The sequence below is a fragment of the Vibrio sp. 10N.261.55.A10 genome, from assembly GCF_041470825.1.
Classification (GTDB): domain Bacteria; phylum Pseudomonadota; class Gammaproteobacteria; order Enterobacterales; family Vibrionaceae; genus Vibrio; species Vibrio crassostreae_C.
Genome location: NZ_JBFRNC010000036.1, coordinates 1 through 21,789, shown reverse-complemented (window position 1 = coordinate 21,789; position 21,789 = coordinate 1). Strand labels below are relative to the sequence as shown.

The 21,789-nt window shown below is 43.1% G+C and carries 21 protein-coding genes; 5 read left to right on the top strand and 16 right to left on the bottom strand.

Annotated features, from left to right (window positions below):
• Positions 1-84 precede the first annotated feature (84 nt).
• Positions 85-243, bottom strand: a complete 159-nt coding sequence (locus AB4274_RS12640) for a hypothetical protein (protein WP_372112177.1) — start codon at positions 241-243, stop codon at positions 85-87.
• Between the two features lie 543 nt (positions 244-786).
• Here AB4274_RS12640 and AB4274_RS12635 point away from each other — a divergent pair.
• Positions 787-2,094: a GGDEF domain-containing protein gene (locus tag AB4274_RS12635; protein ID WP_372112175.1), complete on the top strand. Its 1,308-nt coding sequence runs from the start codon at positions 787-789 to the stop codon at positions 2,092-2,094.
• Between the two features lie 808 nt (positions 2,095-2,902).
• On the opposite strand, the gene AB4274_RS12630 is transcribed toward AB4274_RS12635, so the two are convergent.
• From AB4274_RS12630 to AB4274_RS12590, 9 genes are all read right to left on the bottom strand, one after another.
• Positions 2,903-3,055 carry a YoaH family protein gene (locus AB4274_RS12630; RefSeq protein WP_004731009.1) on the bottom strand — a complete coding sequence of 51 codons (153 nt, stop codon included), beginning with the start codon at positions 3,053-3,055 and terminating at the stop codon, positions 2,903-2,905.
• A gap of 41 nt (positions 3,056-3,096) precedes the next feature.
• Complete coding sequence (locus AB4274_RS12625) at positions 3,097-4,251, bottom strand: conjugal transfer protein TraF (RefSeq protein WP_017069084.1); 1,155 nt, start codon at positions 4,249-4,251, stop codon at positions 3,097-3,099.
• 50 nt (positions 4,252-4,301) lie between these two features.
• Complete coding sequence (locus AB4274_RS12620; protein WP_372112173.1) at positions 4,302-5,189, bottom strand: DUF2861 family protein; 888 nt, start codon at positions 5,187-5,189, stop codon at positions 4,302-4,304.
• Positions 5,189-5,848, bottom strand: a complete 660-nt coding sequence (gene vxrB / locus AB4274_RS12615; RefSeq protein WP_017060099.1) for a response regulator transcription factor VxrB — start codon at positions 5,846-5,848, stop codon at positions 5,189-5,191. Before vxrB ends, AB4274_RS12620 begins: the two co-directional genes overlap by 1 nt.
• A complete protein-coding gene (gene vxrA / locus AB4274_RS12610; protein ID WP_017065947.1) occupies positions 5,823-7,295 on the bottom strand; it encodes a sensor histidine kinase VxrA in 1,473 nt (490 codons plus the stop codon). Before vxrA ends, vxrB begins: the two co-directional genes overlap by 26 nt.
• 289 nt (positions 7,296-7,584) lie before the next feature.
• Positions 7,585-8,982, bottom strand: a complete 1,398-nt coding sequence (gene pntB, locus AB4274_RS12605) for a Re/Si-specific NAD(P)(+) transhydrogenase subunit beta (RefSeq protein ID WP_372112171.1) — start codon at positions 8,980-8,982, stop codon at positions 7,585-7,587.
• A gap of 10 nt (positions 8,983-8,992) precedes the next feature.
• Entirely contained in the window at positions 8,993-10,540 is a 1,548-nt protein-coding gene (gene pntA / locus AB4274_RS12600; RefSeq protein ID WP_372112170.1) for a Re/Si-specific NAD(P)(+) transhydrogenase subunit alpha, read from the bottom strand.
• A gap of 300 nt (positions 10,541-10,840) precedes the next feature.
• On the bottom strand, positions 10,841-11,122 hold the full coding sequence (locus tag AB4274_RS12595; RefSeq protein ID WP_004731023.1) for an HlyU family transcriptional regulator: 282 nt from the start codon (positions 11,120-11,122) through the stop codon (positions 10,841-10,843).
• Positions 11,123-11,162: 40 nt separating this feature from the next.
• A complete protein-coding gene (locus tag AB4274_RS12590) occupies positions 11,163-11,531 on the bottom strand; it encodes a late competence development ComFB family protein (RefSeq protein WP_017060104.1) in 369 nt (122 codons plus the stop codon).
• A 476-nt stretch (positions 11,532-12,007) separates the two neighbouring features.
• Between AB4274_RS12590 and AB4274_RS12585 the strand changes: the two genes are divergently transcribed.
• Positions 12,008-13,249 carry a GGDEF domain-containing protein gene (locus AB4274_RS12585; RefSeq protein ID WP_372112168.1) on the top strand — a complete coding sequence of 414 codons (1,242 nt, stop codon included), beginning with the start codon at positions 12,008-12,010 and terminating at the stop codon, positions 13,247-13,249.
• Between the two features lie 144 nt (positions 13,250-13,393).
• Here AB4274_RS12585 and AB4274_RS12580 read toward each other — a convergent pair whose 3' ends face one another.
• A complete protein-coding gene (locus tag AB4274_RS12580; protein WP_029235232.1) occupies positions 13,394-14,404 on the bottom strand; it encodes a Solitary outer membrane autotransporter beta-barrel domain in 1,011 nt (336 codons plus the stop codon).
• 78 nt (positions 14,405-14,482) lie between these two features.
• Positions 14,483-15,454, bottom strand: coding sequence for a diguanylate cyclase (locus AB4274_RS12575; protein ID WP_170791831.1), 972 nt, complete (start codon positions 15,452-15,454; stop codon positions 14,483-14,485).
• 131 nt (positions 15,455-15,585) lie between these two features.
• Between AB4274_RS12575 and AB4274_RS12570 the strand changes: the two genes are divergently transcribed.
• Entirely contained in the window at positions 15,586-16,023 is a 438-nt protein-coding gene (locus tag AB4274_RS12570) for a DUF3069 domain-containing protein (protein ID WP_017060108.1), read from the top strand.
• A gap of 311 nt (positions 16,024-16,334) precedes the next feature.
• Here the strand turns inward: AB4274_RS12570 and modC are convergent, their stop codons facing one another.
• The 4 genes from modC to AB4274_RS12550 are packed head-to-tail and all read right to left on the bottom strand — an operon-like array spanning position 16,335 to position 20,418.
• On the bottom strand, positions 16,335-17,441 hold the full coding sequence (modC, locus tag AB4274_RS12565) for a molybdenum ABC transporter ATP-binding protein ModC (protein ID WP_017067812.1): 1,107 nt from the start codon (positions 17,439-17,441) through the stop codon (positions 16,335-16,337).
• Positions 17,438-18,136, bottom strand: coding sequence for a molybdate ABC transporter permease subunit (gene modB / locus AB4274_RS12560; protein ID WP_017060110.1), 699 nt, complete (start codon positions 18,134-18,136; stop codon positions 17,438-17,440). The genes modC and modB overlap by 4 nt, the downstream gene beginning before the upstream one ends.
• Positions 18,137-18,895 (bottom strand): molybdate ABC transporter substrate-binding protein, encoded by a 759-nt coding sequence (gene modA / locus AB4274_RS12555; protein WP_017060111.1) that lies wholly within the window; start codon positions 18,893-18,895, stop codon positions 18,137-18,139. It lies immediately after the preceding gene.
• A 56-nt stretch (positions 18,896-18,951) separates the two neighbouring features.
• Positions 18,952-20,418, bottom strand: a complete 1,467-nt coding sequence (locus AB4274_RS12550; RefSeq protein ID WP_372052282.1) for a cobyric acid synthase — start codon at positions 20,416-20,418, stop codon at positions 18,952-18,954.
• 278 nt (positions 20,419-20,696) lie between these two features.
• Between AB4274_RS12550 and AB4274_RS12545 the strand changes: the two genes are divergently transcribed.
• Together AB4274_RS12545 and AB4274_RS12540 are read left to right on the top strand one after the other, a co-directional pair.
• The gene (locus tag AB4274_RS12545) at positions 20,697-21,074 is read left to right on the top strand and encodes a YgiW/YdeI family stress tolerance OB fold protein (RefSeq protein ID WP_048608277.1); all 378 of its coding nucleotides are present in this window, start codon (positions 20,697-20,699) and stop codon (positions 21,072-21,074) included.
• Positions 21,075-21,172: 98 nt separating this feature from the next.
• Positions 21,173-21,697 carry a hypothetical protein gene (locus AB4274_RS12540; RefSeq protein WP_017060115.1) on the top strand — a complete coding sequence of 175 codons (525 nt, stop codon included), beginning with the start codon at positions 21,173-21,175 and terminating at the stop codon, positions 21,695-21,697.
• The last annotated feature ends 92 nt before the right edge of the window (positions 21,698-21,789 follow it).

Genomic DNA, 21,789 nt, shown 5'->3' with positions numbered 1-21,789 from the left:
ACGCCATGCTCGGCGCACAACTAAAGAGTCACATATTTAATATGTGGCTCTTGATTCGCTAACCTGAGCAGTAGCTTTACTTTCTTAGCCATTAGGATCCTCCAATTTTCGTATCCGCTGCTCTTGGTCCTGTTGCACTCGCTTTATCCAGTTGATGTCCGTTTTCAAAGCCGCAATCGTGCCAAGGCTTGAGACTCCACCGGTAATCAATGCAATGATTAACGCCTCAAGAAACGCCAACACTTCGTTTTCCATCGAGGTGAGTAGTATTCAAGTAGGTATCGCACCATGGCGCGCATGCCTAGCGTATCGACCACAACTGCACCTACGACAAACCAGTAAGGATTAGAGATGTTCTGCAGTGCATTGAAGCCTTGCTCTACTTATGGCGCGTAGTTGGGAATAAAAGACAAAATGAATGGTACGAACGCTCTCATAGACAACAAAGTGTTTCGATAAAACGAGTTCCAAAAAGTGACACTGCAACATAACTGCCCTCCACTTTAATTGATGAACAGTAACAGTGGCCTCGTGACTCGTTATCACAGCAAGCCTTATAACTCGCACACACTACTCTGATTACAACAAACCTAGCCATTTTAAATTTAACTGTATAAAAATACAGTTAAATTGTTACCCCCGTAAAAACTGCACTTAATGAGCAAATAACATTCAGAATCAAGGCTCTGCGTTCGAATTTTAAACTTCCATTTGGTTAAATAAATCTCTTTACTGTATAACCTCAGCTCTGCGTTAGTTTTAGGTATACCGATTCCACCTAAGGCATTGCGCATTACATTCGAATCACGTGTACGGGTTAGTATCATGAGCGACAAAGCATTCCGAAAACTCAACATATTCCTTTCGATTTTTTGCCTAGCAATCACGCTAGTGTCGTTGATCTCTTTTAATACGCTCATGAATAAGAGCTACGTTATTACACCCGACAAATACCCTACACGCGTTAATACAGACAGAGACCACGATGGTGGCACCGTAGGCTCATTACATAAGTCAGAAGATGGAATTGAGTTACAGTGTGACTTTGAACGGACCTATAGCTTACCCTTCTGTGAAATTGAATTCGTTATATCGACACAAGGTAATGGGCTCGATCTCTCAACGTTCGATTCGGTCACCATTAATATGGATTACCAAGGCCAAGAAGACCCAAGGTTTCGCTTCTACATTCGTAATTACGACAAGAATTACAGCGTGAAAGGCGATGCTATGTCGAACAAGTTCAATCGCTTAGACTTCTCGTTGCCAGATAAAAACCACATCGACTTAAACTACTTCAACGTTCCTTTTTGGTGGATTGATCATTACAACCAACCTATTACTAGTAGCGCAGTAGACATTACAAACGCGGTGTCTGTTGAGCTCGGGCTCGGAGCCAGCACGCTTGATGGACATCATTCACTTAAGATCTCGAGCATTGTTTTCCACGGTAAAATCATCAGCAAAGCTTTGTTAGGTGAACTCTTAATTGGATTATGGGTGACCTATGCCATCTGTTATGTAGGTTGTGCGTTACACATCGCACAGCGAAGCAGAACGCGTGCAGCAGAGCAACAACGCAATTTGACCGAAGAAATTGAAGAGCTCAAGGTAAAGGCAACAACCGATCCGTTGACCGGATGTAGAAACCGAACCGAAGCGTTAGATACCTTCTATGATTTCGAATGGCTAGCGCAACAAGGAAAAACGATTCACATCGCGTTGTTTGATTTAGACCATTTTAAGCAGATCAACGATCAACATGGCCATGAAGTGGGTGACAAAGTACTTATTCAGTTTGTCGCAACTGCGAACGAGAGCCTTGGTGAGCAGTATTTACTTTATCGCTGGGGTGGTGAGGAGTTCCTTTTAGTTTGCCTGGAACAAACTGCGCTACAGTGTAACGAATCTATCGATAATTTTTACCTAGTAATGGACCAAAGCCCTTGGCCTAAAGCGCTTAAAGTAACGGCTTCGACTGGAGTAACGCAGCTTAAGGAGCATGAATCGATACGTACGGCCATCAAACGTGCAGACAAAGCGCTCTACCAAGCGAAAGACAACGGACGAAACCAAGTCGTTACGTTTTATTAAGGCTCGCTAGACTGGACTGCAGCTACATATTCAACTCTCTGCTAATACTCAATCACACGCCATTAATGCCCTGTCGATATCTACTCTCCAATTAAGCACCCGTTAGATTCTTAAGTGCTGACCAAACAAGCCCATAAGCTTTGCTGTCTCGTCAGAACTTAAATCGATTCGTATGCCTATAAGCGCGCTCTCGCCATCTGCTATAACACCGTTTGCTACAACACCATCTGTAATAACGCCATCAATATCATTCTCAGGTTGATACGTATCGTTCCTGAATCGCTCTATAAACCGCTCTTCCGTACGCCTCTAAGCGTCCTAACCACTTGTTTTAAAAGTCTACATATTTGGCTAGTAAAGCACGCTCTAACCAGTGGTTAGTCACTCGCGGTATCGGTTTTGAACATTACCGTCGTTACTTATCTCGCACTGTTTTTAGATGAAATCCTCATTTGTCTGCTTCTGAACATTCATACACTCGTATCCGCTAAAAATAGAAGTAACAACGTCACTAGCCGTAAAAACACCATATATTTAGCCACTTAGGTACGGTGACACAAATACTGACACCTAAAATGGCGATTGTTCCACTTTTAGAACTTACTGTAATTTAATTACAACCCAAAGCCAAGAAATGCCTGAAAAGTGGATCACTCCGACATAACTTACTGAATAAAAAGAATTTAATGGTTTTGGATAGGTCGGTAATTCAGGGTAGCTAAAGAGTTGGTATGTACGAGATAATATACTAGAGGGTAATATATTTAGTTATAGTGCACTAAGGTGATAAAAAAGAAGGGCTGATGCCCTACTCTTCTTTATTACTCATTTCTTCACGAATTTGCTCAGCAACGATTTTGATAGCTTGTGCTGTGCTGATGCCCTGAGTCATCATTTCTTGAATTCGTTCAACAGCTTTCTGTTGTTCTTCGTGAGAAAGGGTTGGTAAGTCGTTTAGCATGCTCTGCTCCTTTATTTAGGAGCAGAACTATATAAGGACTGTTAGTAACTAGCAAGGAAATTGATGGATGCACCCATTGCATTTTCATTCGTGTAGTTAGCACTTAGATCTAGCTGAAACAAGTTCAATGGCGAGATACCAACACCAGCTGTCACTGTTCCTTCTGAATCAGAGTAAGCCAGGTTCTTGTAATACCCTCCCCTTAGCTTAAGCTGACGTAACAGGTCGACTTCAGTACCAACACGAATCATCTGTTCGTTGTCTTCGAACGAAGTAAACTTCTCTGCTTCATTCAAATCATAATCAACACTCAACGTAAAGTAATCAGAAACGATCCCCGCACCAACAGTGTAGACAGGCCCTAGGTTATAAGAATGACTCGATGTTACTGTTCTTGTAGCCCCTGTGCTGCTTGTTAGCTGTTGGCTAACGGATTTAGTTTCAATCTCACGGTCTATAATATTCGTTGCAGAAAAACCCACTCTAAATGGGCCGTAAAACCAAAGCGCACCTGCATCAATATTAAATGTAGTTTCCGCGGTGTCGTTTTCTCGAACATCACTTAGATCGTAGTTTTGTGCCGAGGCAATGTAGTTATACGTATAGATTCTTTGGAGTTTTGGAGAAATACCAAACGACAAATGTTGTCCCATGAACGTTTGATATTTTGCTAATGATATACCAGCTTCCATAATGCCAATAGAAACAGCTTTAACAGCAGTTAACTCAGCATTAACCAAGTCACTATTAGCAGCGTCACTAGATGTATCAGGGGTTACAAATGATTCAGTGTATGCTTTTGCAAATACGTTTGCTGCAATATACTGATTTGGTAGAGCGAATGCTACAACACCACCTAAATCAACATTCAGGCTATCACCATTAAGAGCATCTAGATCAGAACCAGTCACAGTACCTGACTCAATGCTGTCAACTAAATTATCGATATCATCAACTAAGTTATTAGGGTCATTATAATTACCGCCAAAACTTGGCGTGATCATTCCCATGTCATCATTACGACGATAAATCGCAACAAGTGCTGGGTTATAGAATGGAGCAGTTAGGAAGTTTGCTGAAACAACACCAACACCACCCATCGCATCACCACGCGCTTCAATGGCGTAGTTTGCTGCTGAAAGAGGAAGACTGGCGAATGCAATTGACGCTGCGAGTAGTTTTGTAGTTTTTTTCATGCCGTTTATCTTTGTTAGATCCCTTACATAGTTAACGGCACAATTTTAAATTACTTTAACTCTTCTTCGCTAGAAATATCATAAGTTTTGCTGATAGTTTGTGCTTGTTCTATCGCTATGTCGCCTTGCCAGCGTGAATGCACCATTGAAACCGCTAAAACATAGCGATCATTAGGAAGTTCTTCACCAGTAAGGTTCATTGGATAATCAGATTCATAGCTCTTGCCCCACACCTGCTCATAGTGTTCATCGACATAATCGTACAAACCAATTTCGAGTTTAGGAAGAGGACAATAAGGGTTCAGAAGTTCTTTTTTATCGATTCGCCAGGTGTCTTTTGAAGACCAGCGAACTTGCTGACGCATTGCAACTTCACCAAGGATAATCCAAGTACTCCAAGAATTTCCACCATCGCCTTTCACACTTAAACGATACAAACCCGATTCAAGTTGAGAGGCTAAATTGTAACGCTTGCGGTATAGACTCACCGATTCGTTGTTAACCACTTCACTGTCTTTGGTTAACTCACTGTCCGAAGAAACGATCTTATCGACCCACTTCTCGAAGGTAATGTCTTGAATGTTGTTTTCGGATTCAACATTAATCGATACACGAAAGGTATCTCGGCCAGGGCTTTGAATGATGTATCTTTTAACGACGACTGAACTAATCCAATCTGGGAGTGTTTTTCTGGTGAGAGTTTTACCACAATCTTTGTTCAATGCTTGATCGAACAGTTCATTGAGGTGATCTTCTCGTGATTGAGACGAGTTGATTTGCCAAACTTCCACTAATGAGTCAAACATCTGAGGTAAATCATTATCTAGCAGATGTTTATGAACTTGAGTCAGAGCATCGCTGCTCTTAAACCAATCCGTTGCTTGCGCGGTATTCGCTACGCAAGAAAACATTAATAGTGGAAGTAAGGCTATTCTCATTACGCTTTCATCTTGTAACCAACGCCACGCAGCGTTTCAATTTCTAGACCCGGCAGTTTCTGTCTTAGTTGCAGAACGTGCGTGTCTACCGTACGTGTTGTTGGGAAATGGTTGTAACCCCATACATGGTCAAGCAGTTCATCACGTGTAAACACACGTCCAAGGTTACTTGCCAAGAACAGTAGAAGGTCAAATTCAGTGCGCGTTAACGTTACTTCCTGTTCATTGAAAAACACTTCACGTGTCGCTTTATCGATAACAAGATTCTGAGCGATAACTTTTGATGCATCTTGTTCTTCAGAATCTGGCAGGCGAAGTTGAGCACGAATTCGAGCAAATAGCTCAGCCTCTGCGAATGGCTTTGTTAAGTAGTCGTTTGCACCTGAATCTAGGCCCGCTACTTTGTCTTTTACTGTCACGAGAGCCGTCAGCAAAATAACTGGGATATCTTTCTTTTTCTTCCAACCTGGAAGTGAATCTACTGAGTCGCCATCAGGAAGTTGACGGTCTAGAATCACTAGATCCGCTTGTTCCCAGTAGCCTTCAACTTCAGAGATCAGTTCTGCATGCAAACATTCATATCCAGCTTGCTCAAGGCTAACTAATAAACCGTCAGCTAAATTTTTATCATCTTCAACGAGAAGCAATGTCTGTTTCACAAGGTATCTCCAAAATAAATGTTGTTGGGGGGCCGATAAGCGTCATGTGACCGCCCATTTTTCCAACCATAGATTCCACTATCGTCAGACCTAAACCGAGTCCACTCTTACTTACGAATGGCTTTCTTAGTTGCCCCCAATCTTTGCGAGACAAGTCTCCATTATCTATAACTTTGAATGTCAGCTTCTTGTCAGAAGTATTCAGTTCTAGAATTACTGGAGCCACACCGTATTTCACGGCATTTCTGATTAGGTTATCGATGCACGTTCCCAACCAATATACGTTCACTTTTGCAGCTATATCTTTGTTTACACGGAGTTCAATCCCCGGCGCAAAGTCTTCTTCAACTTTGTATTGGAGCCACTCTTCAACACTTGGCACCCACTCTGTTGCGAGCGGTTGATTATCTGATTGCAGGTAATCTTTACTTGCTTCCGCCAACTGTCTTAAACGGCGTGTATCTTCACACAGCCTACGGAACTCATCATATACCGATTCTGGTAAGTGTTCGAACTCACGCCTGAACCCTTCCACCGTCAATGACAAACTCGCAATCGGCGTTCTTAATTCGTGCGTTAGGATTTGAAGAACCAGCATGCGACTCTTCATCTCTTGTTTCTTGCTGTTCCAGCGGTAAATCGCCCAACCTAAGACAAGCATGATGTTGGCAATAACCAAGATAAACATGGCGACTTGCAGAAGCTCTGAATGATCTTCTATTTCCCAACACACATTACCACGCTGGACAAAACAGCTTTTACCTTCTGAAGACAAGCTAAACGATAACCCAGCAAGCGTGGCATTTTCGTTCCAGACTGATTTTTTATACAGGTAATATCTGTCGCCGCGTTTTACCCACATCTCATCAAGCTCAACAAACATACTGGCACCCGCTAACAGCGCGGTGATTGCTTCGCTATCCATTTGTTGCAAGCGAGACAGTAGTTCATCGTGTTCGGTGTTTGGTCGCTCTTGAATATGCATAAAGCGCTTCAGAGAGTCGAATTTTTCTGGGTACTTCTCAACGTATCGTGCCGCATAAGAACCGCCGCCAGGGTGAATCAAACCACTACGGCTAAACCAACGGTCAGAAAGCTTGGTGCCTTTACACATTGCACGAGTAAAAACTAAAGGCTCAGTAATCAAAGGGCTTAACGGCAGTTTACCACTACAGGTTTTTGATAACTGGTACAAGCGCTGAATGTCTTTTAACGGGTACTCTGCTGTTTGTGGCAGCATAGAAGACGGCATGATCAAACGTGTTGGATAATCAGCCTGTAGCACTCGAATATCGTAAGATTCGATTGCCGTTTCATGATCAAAGAGTTTGGTGAAATTATCGATACGCTCAGGTAAAGAGTCAGCAAATGCGTTTGCAGACACAGACAACGTAGCGATAAGAAGAGTAAATGTTCTTTTGATGATCACAAACCAACGCAAATTCATATAGATCAACCAAATATATACCATTCGCTATCAAAGATAAATTTTTAACCGCATGAAAAACTTTGAGAATGGCGAGCTACAGAGATAAAGGCCAATATATTACGGCCACATTGTACATACGTACTAGTAGGCTGATTGGCAAGCCAAACCTCAATTGCGACAAGTTTTGCATCAGGCTTCGTCAACTTCGTATCAACTGAGATCACACATAGAGTCGCTTTCGTAAGATAAAAAAAGGAGCTCAAATGAGCTCCTTATCGAGTTGTTACATATTGTTTAGAGGTGATCTCTATAGATGTTCTAAGATACTTAGACAACTCTTTTTAGCATCGCCAAACAGCATCTGCGTGTTCTCTTTGAAGAACAGTGGGTTTTGCACACCGGCGTAACCTGTGTTCATCGAACGCTTGAATACGATAACATTCTGAGCGTTCCAAACTTCAAGTACTGGCATACCAGCAATTGGGCTGTTTGGATCTTCAAGTGCTGCAGGGTTTACGGTGTCATTCGCACCAATTACCAATACAGTATCTGTCTCATCGAAGTCATCGTTGATTTCGTCCATTTCTAGAACGATATCGTAAGGCACTTTCGCTTCAGCAAGCAGTACGTTCATGTGACCCGGTAACCTACCAGCAACTGGGTGGATACCAAATCGAACATTAATGCCCTGCGCTCGTAGCTTCTCAGTGATTTCATGCACTGGGTATTGTGCTTGAGCTACTGCCATGCCGTATCCAGGAGTGATGATTACTGACTTAGAGTTTTTCAGCATATCAGCCACATCTTCAGCTGATGTTTCGCGGTGTTCACCTTGCTCTTCATCGCCATCAGACACAACCACTTCTTGGCCGAATCCACCAGCAATAACACTGATGAAAGAGCGGTTCATCGCCTTACACATAATGTAAGACAGAATCGCACCCGACGAACCAACCAATGCACCAGTTACGATAAGCAGATCGTTTGCAAGCATGAAACCTGCCGCTGCTGCTGCCCAACCAGAGTACGAGTTAAGCATAGAGACAACTACTGGCATATCTGCGCCGCCAATCGATGCCACTAAGTGGTAACCGAATGCGAATGCGATAAGCGTCATCACCATTAGCGCGAACATGCTGCCGTCCGCTTTAACGAACATGATCATCAGTAGTGTAGAAACTACGATAGCCGCTAGATTCCACTTGTGCTTATGAGGGATGTTCAATGCAGACGAAGAGATAACGCCGCGAAGCTTACCAAACGCAACAATAGAACCCGTGAACGTCACCGCACCGATAAACACGCCAACGAACACTTCCACTAGGTGGATCACGTGCTCTGCATGAATATCTGCAGGGTTGATAGAAACAGTAGCAGGTGGATCGATGTAGCTGTTGTAACCTACAAGTACTGCAGCCATACCTACGAAGCTGTGCAGAATTGCAACCAGCTCTGGCATTTCAGTCATTTCTACTTTTCTTGCGTAGTGGATACCAATACCACCACCGATCACCATAGCAATGATGATCCACACAATACCAGCAGAGTGAGGGCCAAAGATCGTTGCGATCAACGCGATTGACATACCCGTGATACCGTAATAGTTACCTGCACGCGCAGATTCCTGTTTCGATAACCCAGCCAAGCTCATAATAAAAAATACAGCAGCAACAATATAAGCTGCTTGTACTAATCCTTCAGACATCTGTTACTCCTTAGTCTTTACGGAACATTTCAAGCATACGTTTGGTCACGGTAAAGCCACCAAAGATATTGATACTTGCAATTAATACGGCAATAAATGATAAGAACGTGACGACGCCACTTCCTTGTCCGATCTGTAACAGTGCACCTACTACAATGATGCCTGAAATCGCGTTAGTCACGGACATCAAAGGCGTATGCAGAGAATGGCTTACATTCCAAACTACGTAATAACCCACCACACAAGCGAGAACAAAAACGGTAAAGTGAGATAAGAACGCAGCTGGAGCAACCGAAGCTACCCAAGCGAATGCACCAACAGCTACCGCCATACCCGCCACTTTCTTAATTGGAGAAACAGGTTCTTCAACTTTAGGCTCTGGTTTGGCCGCTTTTGGCTTAGCTTGTTGTGGTTGAGCTGAAACTTGAATTGGTGGAGCTGGCCAAGTGACCTCGCCCTCTTTAACGACAGTAACACCACGCAGAACAACATCTTCAAAGTCGATATTGATGTTGCCATCTTTCTCTTTGCAAAGCAGTTTCAAAAGGTTAACTAGGTTCGTTGCATACAGCTGAGATGATTGAGTCGGCAGTCGACCAACCATATCAGTGTAACCAACCACCTTAACGCCGTTAGCGGTTGTAATGACTTGATCCGCAACCGTGTATTCACAGTTACCGCCATTGGCTGCCGCAAGGTCTACAATCACACTACCTGCACTCATGCTGTCTACCATCTCTTTGGTAATCAGCTTCGGAGCCGGGCGACCTGGAATTAGCGCTGTTGTAATGATGATATCAACGTCTTTCGCTTGAGCTGCATAAAGTTCTTCGGCTTTCTTATTGAATGCTTCAGACATCTCTTTTGCGTAGCCGTCACCAGCACTGGTATCTTCCTTGAAATCCACTTCCAAGAATTCAGCACCCATCGACTCAACTTGTTCTTTAACTTCAGGACGAACATCGAATGAACGAACGATTGCACCTAAGCTACCCGCAGCGCCGATTGCCGCTAGGCCAGCAACACCAGCACCTGCAACCAGTACTTTTGCTGGCGGAACTTTACCCGCAGCCGTAATCTGACCCGTGAAGAATCGACCAAACTCATGCGCCGCTTCAACAACAGCACGATAACCCGCGATGTTTGCCATAGAACTCAATGCATCTAACGCCTGAGCTCTTGAAATTCGTGGTACAGAATCCATCGCCATCACGTTGATGTTACGACTGGACAATTGTTCCATTAATTCTGGATTTTGGGCAGGCCAAATAAAGCTGACCAATGTTGCGCCATCTTTAAGAAGATCGATTTCATTTTTAGACTCGTCAACGATCGGAGCGTTAACTTTAAAGATAATATCGGATTTCCAAGCTTCATCTGCGGTGACAACTTTTGCTCCAGCTTGTTCATAAGCTGCATCTTCAAAACTTGCTAACGCACCTGCTTGTGATTCAACACAAACTTCAAATCCTAATTTTAGAAGCTGTTCTACCGATTTCGGCGAAGCAGCGACTCGCGTTTCACCAGCGAGCGTTTCTCTTGGTACACCAATTTGCATAGCTATTCCTTGACTATTGGCACGAATGACTTATTCGTTTGTATCTAACGACAACTAATACTTCAAGCGTTTTGTTCAAAGAACAGGAAAAGTTATTACTTATAACGATTTGGACGGAATTTGAGCGCTTCATTCGGATAAATGACGACCGTCTCGAACGAAGAGGTCAAACCACTTGCAAATAATCCTTTTAATAACAACTCACTAGCTGTTCTTTATCCATAAAACTAAAAAGAGCTTTCAGCATATACACTGAAAGCTCTCTAAATTATGACCAACATCAATTCTAACCCTAATTGGTTAGCTAAATATATTGTCGCCCATTTGGTCGATGAACATCTGCGATTTTTTGAGCATCAATTCATCGGCATCTTGTTTGTTTGAAACAACATCTGAACGAATAAAACGGTGAGTTTTGATTTCACCATCGAATTCTTTCTCGATTCGCCCAGCAACACGGTATTGACCAGATTCTGCAATGGCATCTTGATAGATATTGAAACCCTTATATTCGACTGGCTCAATCTCTACTTTTTGTTCGGTTTTTTCTTTGCCACCAAATAATCTAGAAAAGAATCCCACGTTTTTTTACTCCTTAAATGACCGTATTCACCCTAAACTATCATGACTGTTTACGGTTCAACAACGGCTTTTCATACCATTGCAATTCTACGTCATCGTCAAAATTGTGTTGACTAAATATAACAGGCACATTGTCGTCACGTTCACGTCTTCGATCGTCAATAATCATACTTTCTGCATTTTTGACCGCGATCTCACTATTGCGTTTATAGAGCACCAATTTGTCTTCTGGCAATGCTGACAGAAAATCGATATCAAAACGAATATAGATAGGTTTTAGCTGGCCCAAAGCCAAGCACGCGAGATCGGCCAACTGTTCGTTGGTATAACTAGACACATATTCCTCGGTAGCCAATACATGACCGACCAGAGTTTCCATATAGTTATGTACATCAACACTAATTTGCATACCACACCTCCATTTGTAGCGGTTTTTCTAGTCGCAGTCGTTTCTAAAGTCACTTGAAACCATGCAATTCCTAATAGCTTTCTATAACTCAGTTATAGGTTTTACTGTCCATAGTTGAAACTTAGGCATTATTTAATCTTACTCTGACTTCATTACAGGTCTTCGTCGCTTAATGAAAAGGTCACTCAATGATAACTGATCATCAAGCCCTTTAAGTGACAGCGCCAACGTAAGAGCAGCAGAGCAGATTTTGTTAAGTATCTATAACGACTAATTAATTTCTCATATATACTGTGTAGTTCGTTCTAAGGTTAATAGCAACTCAAAATACATATAAAAATGATTGCACCAATAGCGACCTATGACTATGTTTTTGCTCTAATTTAGGCAAAAAGCTTGGCAATCGCTTGTTTAACCGTATCCTACGCATAGTATTAAATAATAAGATCATCAATATAGTTAGGCTCACCACATAAATGGCATCATCTTTTGTAACGTCGAGCATGTTTCGATTTTGCTTCCCTTTAGTCCTGTTAACAATTTTGCTCGTTGGTATGGACAACGTCATTCTCGTGACGGACTCAAATTTAGGGTTTGCTAGCAACCTCCCTTACATTTTATTGAGCGTTGCGGTTCTGCTATGCCATACGTTCAGACAAGGTCGAATGGCGATGGTATCGGTGAGCATGCTTGTCGCTTATCTGATCATCCAAGTTCGCTTACAAACGCCTCTCAATACTGGCACAACGCTATTAGAGCTCTCGTTACTTGCGGCATTAGTACCTGTCACTTGCTTACTTGTTTATGCCTTCCCTGATAACGGCGTAAACTCAAAGTCGATGCTGCTCTACGCCATCGTTCTTGTTCTGTTTATGGTGTGGGCACAATTGATCGTCTCTCACTTCCATGCCGGCGGTTTTGAATCATGGAGTGATGGTCTTCTATTTATTGTCAGAGACTTCTCCAAACTGCCTTTTGTTTTGGTGTTGTATAGCCTTTGCTTACTTGGCCTTACTGCCATTCTCGTGTTGGTGTATAACCGCTCTATCGATGTTGTGGTTTATAGCGCTATCCTGCTTTCTTCTTGCACGTTCATCTTCTTCGACGTTCAGTACATCTCGAGCACCATGTTCTCGTTGTCAGGCACGTTGATCATCGTCTATGTCATGTCCGCTAGTCATGATATGGCCTTTAATGACCAACTGACTAACATTCCAGGTCGACACGCCTTAGAAGTCGATATGAAGCACTTAGGGCGTAAGTATTCGATGGCGATGGTCGATATCGATCACTTTAAGCAATTCAACGACACCTACGGCCATGACATTGGCGACGATGTGTTAAAACTGGTGGCGCGTATTCTGAGGGAAACCACAGGCGGCGCTAAAGCTTATCGCTATGGTGGAGAAGAGTTCACGATTATCTTCAAAGGCAAACATTCGGAACAAGTTAAAGAGCACCTTCAAGCTCTGATTTCCGAAGTTCAAAACTACGACATGACGATTCGGAATAGCCATGAGCGCCCCGACGATCATGAAGTGGGTATGAAAAAGCGTGGCAAGAACGGTAAACCATCGGAAGTGGTGAATGTGACGGTGAGTATTGGATTGTCTGATAGTACAACCACCAGACATCCTGAAGAGGTATTGAAGCTTGCTGACCAAGCGCTGTATAAAGCGAAAGAAACCGGTCGAAACAAATTATGTATTGACCGTTAACGATGGTTAAAAGCTAAAGATATTAAGTACTAGAGATCTAAATAGCTTAAGCCATTAATAGCGAACTGCTTCAATAACTATCACTTCCAAGTTCAACGAGCCTCATTGATTTGAGGCCGTATAGCTCAAGTGGAAAAAGAGAGCTTAATCTTGGTTGAAGAATATAACCAAGCTACCACCTTTTAAGCTACTTCCGTAGTTAATCGTAAAACCTATTCCCACGTTATCGACCCACTCATTAAATAGGTTTGGGTTAAGCAGCCAGCCAACACTGCCCTCGTAGTAAGATGTGGTGCCCATAGAGGCCACCGTGTCACCACCAATATCAATTCGTCTTATACTCGAGTACATCGATGTGATGTTCTTATCCCAACGTACGAGATCATAGAAAACCTTGGCTTCATTGGCGATATACCACCCTTCAGGATGACCGACATTGCCATTATTCGCCTCGCCCCAGCCGATGCCATTAAAGTAATGCCAACTGGTGCTCAATTTATACTTTCCCCAGTCATTCTTATCTTCGTACATCAGCTTGATTTTAGGCTCGATGATGTAAGCCCAAGCATCAGTATTGAGATATACGCCATCCAGTTGGTCTTGAATAGGCTTTAGCAACGAAGCGCGATATTCATAATCATTGCGGTAGTAAGAGATGTGGTTACCGATTGCAGAGCTGAAGCTCCAATATTCGTCTAGCTGGGACACATTCGCGAATTCGACGTAGCCAGACACTACCGACTCTTTTTGAAAATCGTTTCTGTTTGCTGCCGCGTACTCGACATCGTTCTCGATTCGCAATGCAGACAAGCGTAGCGTCACCTCTTGATGGTTGTCTTCGATGTAACTGGGTAATTCAAATGTGTAAGGCAAACTCAGGGAGGTGATGTTTTGGCGACGACTTACCGAATCATTCGAACCGATGTCTTCATTGTCCAAACTAAACACTTTATTGGGGTCAAAGTTATTGATACCAAAAGTGAAAACATCGGTGTCGTTGAGCAATACACTGGTGGCAAAGCTCTGCTCTAGATCCTTTCGAAAAAGATCAGATAGCGTATTGGCATTAACAGTGGTCGCCAAAGCGGTAAAAAATAGAGGAACCGCAAGCGTCCAAGATGTGTTAGTCATAGAAAATGACTTCGAATGTGGCATTTCTTTTATCACTTAAAGCACTTCCTAGCTCAAACGCTATTAGAAGTATAAATTCAAATATCTTAAAGAGCTCGCCAACTAACGCGCAAGCTCCAAAATGTTACGTTGTACAAAGGTATTTCTACCACTTTGCTTCGCTTGATAAAGCGCTTGATCGACCTTTTCGTAAATAGACGCAATAGATTCGCCACCTTCTGGCACAAATGACAACACACCTTGTGACGCTGTCACTCTATCCGATACCGTTGAGTGTTCATGAGCGTAGTTCATCTCATGCAATGCCTCTTTAACTCGAGTCGCGTGTACCTTAGCGCCTTCACTGTCTGTATCGCTAAGAATCAGAACAAACTCTTCACCGCCATAACGACCGACAAATTCTCCCGCACGAACAAACAGCTGTTTCAAGGTATTAGCAAGCCCTTGTAAGCACTTATCCCCTTGAATATGACCATAATTATCGTTGTAAGGCTTAAAGAAGTCTACATCTAGAAGTATGACTGTCATGGATATATTACGTCTTCCGTGCCACGCTATGCTCTCTTCAAGCTTAGTATCCATATATCGACGGTTATACAATTTGGTCAGGCCATCTTCGTTGGCTTGTTGCTGCAGAAGGATGTTCAGTTCTTCGAGTTTGGCTGTGCTTTGTTTTAGCTCTCGTCTCATGTGCGCGATACGTTGCATCGCAATCAGCTTAGAATTCAAAACAACCTTGTTTACTGGCTTGATCAGGTAATCATCGCCACCAGCGTCAATCGCTTTTGCGATCATCTCAGGTTCTTCGTGACCACTAAGAAAGATGATGGGAACCCATTCTGGGAATCGGCTTCGAACCTCATTCGCCACTTCAAAACCATCCATATCAGGCATGCTGATATCAAGTAACACGAGTTCAGGATCAAAATCAGAATAAACACTCAGGGCTTCTTTTCCGCTACCGACAGCTTCTACAATATGACCCAGTTGCTTGAGTCGGATAGCAAGTTGCATCCTGTCTAGTTGAACGTCATCAACCAGCAATATGCGCATTGAAGATCCCTTTTCTATCATCACATCACCTTTATCTAGTGTTGAATATTCAAAGTAGCTCAAATTTGGGCTTAAATCATGCCCTAATCTCTATATTATATTGACTTTTTTACAGATCTTTTTAGCATTGTTTCTTTTTAAAGAGAAATACTATGTCAGACGCTACAAACAACGAACAACAAGAAATCGATTTAACCACCATCTCACCAGAACTTCGTCAAGTTATCGAATTTGATGGCGTACCAAAAGAGATGCACTTTATGGTTACTTCTATTCACGAAGTGTCTGAAGAAGCAGTACGCGAAGCTTGGGATAGTCTTCCAGCAAGCGCACAAAATGTTTTAGACAACTTCGAGCAGTTCCACGCTCTAATCTCAGTTAGCCAAGCTTTCGCTGGTGTTAACGTGATGGAAGAGTTCCCTACTCTTAAACTTCCAGAAGACATGTCTGACGAAGAAAAAGAAGAGTACCGTGCTCAACTGCTAGACCAAGTTCTACACAACTGTGTAAAAGACATGGTTAAACAAATCAAGAAAGCTCGTCGTGATGCAATCTTGAAGCGTGATTTCAAAGAAGTTTTTACTAAGTAAGTCGCTAGTCGCCTAAACTAGGCTAAGCGCTAACAGTACTACTTAGAATTAAGCTGCATGTTTCTTTAAACACGCGGCTTTTTTATATCCGCTATTTTCTGTTCGTCGATCGTTACGTCTGTATGTTCTTGTTGCTAATGTTCATATGATTCGACAAATCATATGCTTTAACATTCATATAGTGTGGCGCAAAACTGGCAGTTATACCGTATAAAAATGACGCATGTATCCATTCATGGAATCAAGATCGAATTTTCAGAACCTATAACAGGCAGTATCGCGACAATATCGAAAAACTGACCTTGTCAGGTTTAATGCGTTACCGCGATATCTCTTTGAGCGACACTCACACCTTTAATTTGAGCGTAAACACGCTGCCCGATTTCTAGATTTAACTCATCCAGCGCCCACAATGTAATGGTTGCCCATAGGTAGCACCCAGACTCTAACTCTAGCTCGACCGCGACACTCTGCTTATTTGTGCCTTGTTGGTGCGTCTCTACGCTTTTAATGGTGACAGGAAGGATGTTACGTATAGAAGTCCCTTTCGGCCGTTCTAGCGTGATAGAGACATCATTTGCCCTAACTTGCAGCCTCACTGTCGTACCAAGCTCACTCGATACTTTCTGAACCCATAACGACGTCGACTTTCCTAGCATCAGGCGAGACAGCGCATAATCGTCATTGTGTTCCGCTAATGTCGCTTCAAACAACGAGCTTTGCTCTGAGAAAGATTGCCAAGGTTGCATGGCTCTCGATGCCCAAACCTCTTCCGTCACACCCGACGAAATCACTTTGCCTTGGTCAATAATCACAAGGTGATTTGCCAAGCGTAAAATTTCATTGAGGCTATGGGTGACATAGATGATCGGTATTTGGACGGTTTCGGATAAGTTTTCCAGAAATGGCATCACTTCGCGCTTACGAGGCAAGTCGAGAGACGCTAAAGGCTCATCCATCAACAAAATGCTCGGCTTTGATAACAAAGCGCGGCCAATCGCCACACGTTGCTTCTCACCGCCAGACAAACGAGCTGGGTATCGGTCAAGCAATGAACCCAAAGACAACAGCGAGACTATTTGCTCAAAGTGCGCTTGATCGACGCTTTTCATACCGTATTTAAGGTTCGCTGCCACCTTCATATGTGGAAACAATCGCGACTCTTGGAACACATAACCGACGTTGCGTTTGTGAGTCGGCAAATTAATGCCATTTTCACTATCGAACAGTGTGGTTCCAGATACGCTGATCAGACCTTTATCGGGCTGTTTAAGGCCACTGATTGCATTGATAAGTGAGGTTTTACCCGCGCCAGAACGACCAAAAATTGCCGTAATGCCGCTACTTGGTAATTCCAAGTCGATATCAAAGAACGTTTCACCAAGTTGTTGTTGATATTGGAGGATCAAAGCACTCATGCATTGCCTCCCAAGCGTTGTGCTGACTTTTTGTTGAGCCACTCAGATAGCATCAATGAACCCAGCGCTATCACAATAGAAATGACACACAAACGCGCGGCTTCCATTTCAGCGCCAGGGGTTTCAATAAAGGTATACATAGCCAAAGGAATGGTTTGAGTTTCACCGGGAATATTTGAAACGAAGCTGATGGTCGCGCCAAACTCCCCTAGGCTTCTTGCGAATGAAAGCATGGTGCCGGTAATGACCCCTGGGATCATCAAGGGTAAAGTGATCGTGAAAAACACACGAAGAGGTGAAGCGCCTAATGTAGCAGCCGCCTCTTCAAGCTTACTGTCTACGGTTTCTAGGCTCAATCTAATAGAGCGAACCATCAGCGGCAACGCCACAACCACACAAGCGAGTGCCGCGCCCTTCCAGCTAAAGCTGAATACAATACCAAACACGTCATTGAGCCACGAACCTATGATACCTTGCCTGCCCATCATCACTAGCAGTAAATAGCCAATAACCACAGGTGGAAGTACCAAAGGTAAATGGACAATACTCTCAACAATGCTCTTACCTACAAATTGTTTCTTAGCAAGTAGCCATGCTAAGCCAATACCGATAGGGATAAGCCATAAGATTGCAAACCCAGCGACTTTTAAGCTCAGCATTAAGGCTTGGTATTCGTATTCCGATAAATACATCATTTAACGCACTTCAAATCCAAAACTGTTCAAGGTGTCTTTCGCTTTTTCGCTCTTTAGGAAAGTATAGAACTCTTCTGCCACAACTTTATCACTCAACTTCGCTACAGGGTAACGTATTGGTGTGTGCAGATCTGATGGGAAGGTCGACACTAGGTTTACTTCTTTAGAAAGCAACGCATCCGTTTTGTAGACAATGCCAAGCTTAGCTTCACTGCGCTCGACTAAGGCTAAGGCCATACGAACATTGTTACTTGGTGCCAATCGAGTTTTCACATCGTCCCATACACCTAACGTTTCTAACGCTTCTTTTGCATAGATACCAGCAGGAACCGACATGGTGTTACCCACTGCAAGCCTTTCATTAGTAAGCAGTTTAGCCCATTGTTCACCTTTTGATAGGTCTAACGTTACCGATGTCTCTTTAGGAGCAATCAGCACCAGTTCGTTTTCACATAGGTTTGTGACATTGTCACTATAAACCAATTTACGATCGACTAAATGCGTCATCCATTTCTCATTTGCCGAGATAAAAATGTCTGCTGGTGCTCCTCTTTCGATTTGTCGCACCAAAGACGATGTACTCGCGTACACAGGAATCACATCGACAGAATGGTCTTTCTCAAACTCTTCAACCAACAGATTAACCGCATTGGTCATCGACGATGCAGCGTAAACTCGTAGCTTTTCCGCAGCAAAAAGATGACTAGAACTCAATGCCGAAGTTAAAGCCATGGTTAAAAGGAAGACTCGCTTTTTCATTGTTATCACTTATCTATTGTTCGTTTAAGTTCTTTAGCTAACTTCTAAATGGCGGCTTAAGCTGTTAACTCTGGCCAAAGCAGATCAAGATTTAAGTACTCTTCGATGGCATCAGCGATTCGATTAATACCCAGCTCTTTAAGCTGTTCGTGGTCAATCGCGGTCACATCGTTGGCTCCTGCCCATTCGCAAATAAGCGACAACGCATCACTGTTGTCGAATACGCCATGCAAGTAAGTACCAAAAATCGAGTTATCTTGATTCACAGCGCCATCTAGGCTGCCAGATTCTAACTGAACCGGTAAGGCTGTTTCTTTGACATCAGTCCTACCTACGTGGATTTCATACCCTTTTACTTGTGCTGTTTTGCCATCCAGCGTCATGGTGCCGCGTACGTTGGTTAAGGTTTTCTGCTGTGTAAGGGTCGTTTCAGTATCCAGATACCCTAACCCTTCGCTGCTGCCGGGTTCCCCTTCAACGCCATCAGGATCGTGGATGATGTTACCTAACATTTGGTAGCCACCGCAGATACCCATCACTTTGCCGCCTAAGCGCAGGTGGCGTTGAATATCTTTATCCCAGCCTTGTTCTTTTAGGTAATCCAAATCTGCTCTTACCGACTTTGTACCCGGCAAGATAATTAAATCAGCATTGTTTACACGTTCGCCTTTACCGACATAACGTAAATCAATCGAAGGATTCAATCTTAACGCGTCAAAGTCTGTATGGTTGCTGATTCGGGTTAGCACTGGCACCGCCACCTTAAGCTTAGCTTCTCCGTCAGACTCTTGAGCAGAGGTAATGGCATCTTCCGCTTCTAAGTTAAAACCATGCAGATATGGCAAAACACCAATGACTGGCTTGCCGGTTTTTTCCTCTAGCCAATCTAGGCCAGATTGAAGCAGTGCGATATCGCCTCTAAAACGATTTATCACAAAGCCTTTTACACGAGCTTGTTCAGATTCAGACAATAGAGCTAATGTCCCGTAGAGATGCGCAAAAACGCCACCACGGTCAATATCAGCAACGATGATCACAGGGATGTCCGCTTTCTCAGCAAATCCCATGTTAGCGATATCATTTTCACGAAGATTGATTTCGGCTGGGCTCCCCGCACCTTCAATCATCACGCTTTCATATTCTTCAGAAAGTCGGTCAAACGAATCGATAACTGTATCCATCGCCACTTTCTTGTAATCATGATAACCCGTCGCTTCCATGTTGCTCAGCGCTCGGCCTTGCAAAATCACTTGCGCGCCGGTATCTGAGTTGGGCTTTAGCAATACAGGGTTCATGTGAACGGTTGGCTCTATATTACAAGCTTGCGCCTGAACCGCTTGAGCACGGCCAATTTCGCCACCATCTTTTGTCACAGCACTGTTCAACGCCATGTTTTGTGGCTTAAAAGGTGCCACTTTGATTCCTTTCCTTGCCAAAACACGGCATAAACCTGCCACCAAAACACTTTTTCCGGCATCTGACGTTGTCCCTTGAACCATAAGGGCACTTAATGGTGCTCGCATTTGTACTTAAATCCTTAATTTCTTAATTTTCAATTTATAGCTGTGGGCAATATTTCTCTGCGACCATCTTAACGTCATTGCCGAGTAGATGCTCAATAAAATGAATGGAAAATGAATGTGTTACTCACTCTGGATTCAACCCCAGTGTTGTTTAATAGCTCCATCGAAACGAAGCTTGTGAACGATAACAGGCGCTTCAACAAAAAACGTACTAACGAAAAGAAACGTTTCAAATTCAGAAAAACGTTTCTACTAAAAACAACATTAAGGGATTCACCATGAAAAAAACTGTATTAGCTATCGCATCTACTATTATCCTTGCTCCTACTTTCGCAATGGCTAGTGACCACAACAGCAACAAGCACGAAAGCGCTATTGCTTATACTGGCCCAATTGAAACCGTTTCTGTTGCGACACTACTTGCCGACACAAGCATGTTCGCAGAGCAAGAAGCAATTGTGGATGGCAAGATCGTTCGTCAACTTAAGAATGACACGTTTGTCTTCTCTGATGGCCAGAGTGAAATTCAAATCGAACTTGATGATGATATCCGCCTAGCACAACCACTGACCGCTGATACAAAAGTTCGTATCTTCGGTGAATATGAAGGTGGTAAGACACCTGAAATCGAAGTGGACCACATCCAGGTTCTATAAGCGATTAATATAAAAATACCGACTTCAAATAATTGGCCTGCATATTGCAGGCTTTTTTGTATTATACTGCCGCAAAATACAATTTATATGGAGTCACCATGCTAGGTTGCACGAATAAGACTGTCCTTTTAGGACTCGCTGCACTGTGTTCATTCTCTGCGTCTGCAAACAACTTTAACTACAACACATTCGAGCTGCGCATGGGTACTAGCCCAAGTACTTTCGGTGGTGAAGTCACAACAATGTTCACTCAGAACTCTCATTTTGTTGCTCGTATCGATTCAGAATTTGAAAGTGATTGGGATGCAGCGGTAGGTATGGGATTCAACGGCCCAATCAGTCAATTTGCTGACGTTACTGGCCAAATGTTACTGCACAACATTGAACGGAATGACGATAACCACATCAAAACAGAAATTAACCTTGGCTTGAGAGCTTGGTTAATGGCAAACGTTGAAGTTAACGCACGCCTTGGTCAACTGATCGACAACGATGACACTCGTTCAATTTTGGGTATCGGTGCTCGTTTCCATTCAACTGATCAACTGTCTGTTGGTCTTGATATGCGCAATAACGGCACATATGGCCACCAAATCTTAATGTCGGCTCGATTCGGATTCTAATCTAGATTTCAATTACTGAGTAATAAATAGCTAAACGTATTACATAGAAAAGCCCCGAACATATTAATGTTCGGGGCTTTTTTTTGGTTCAT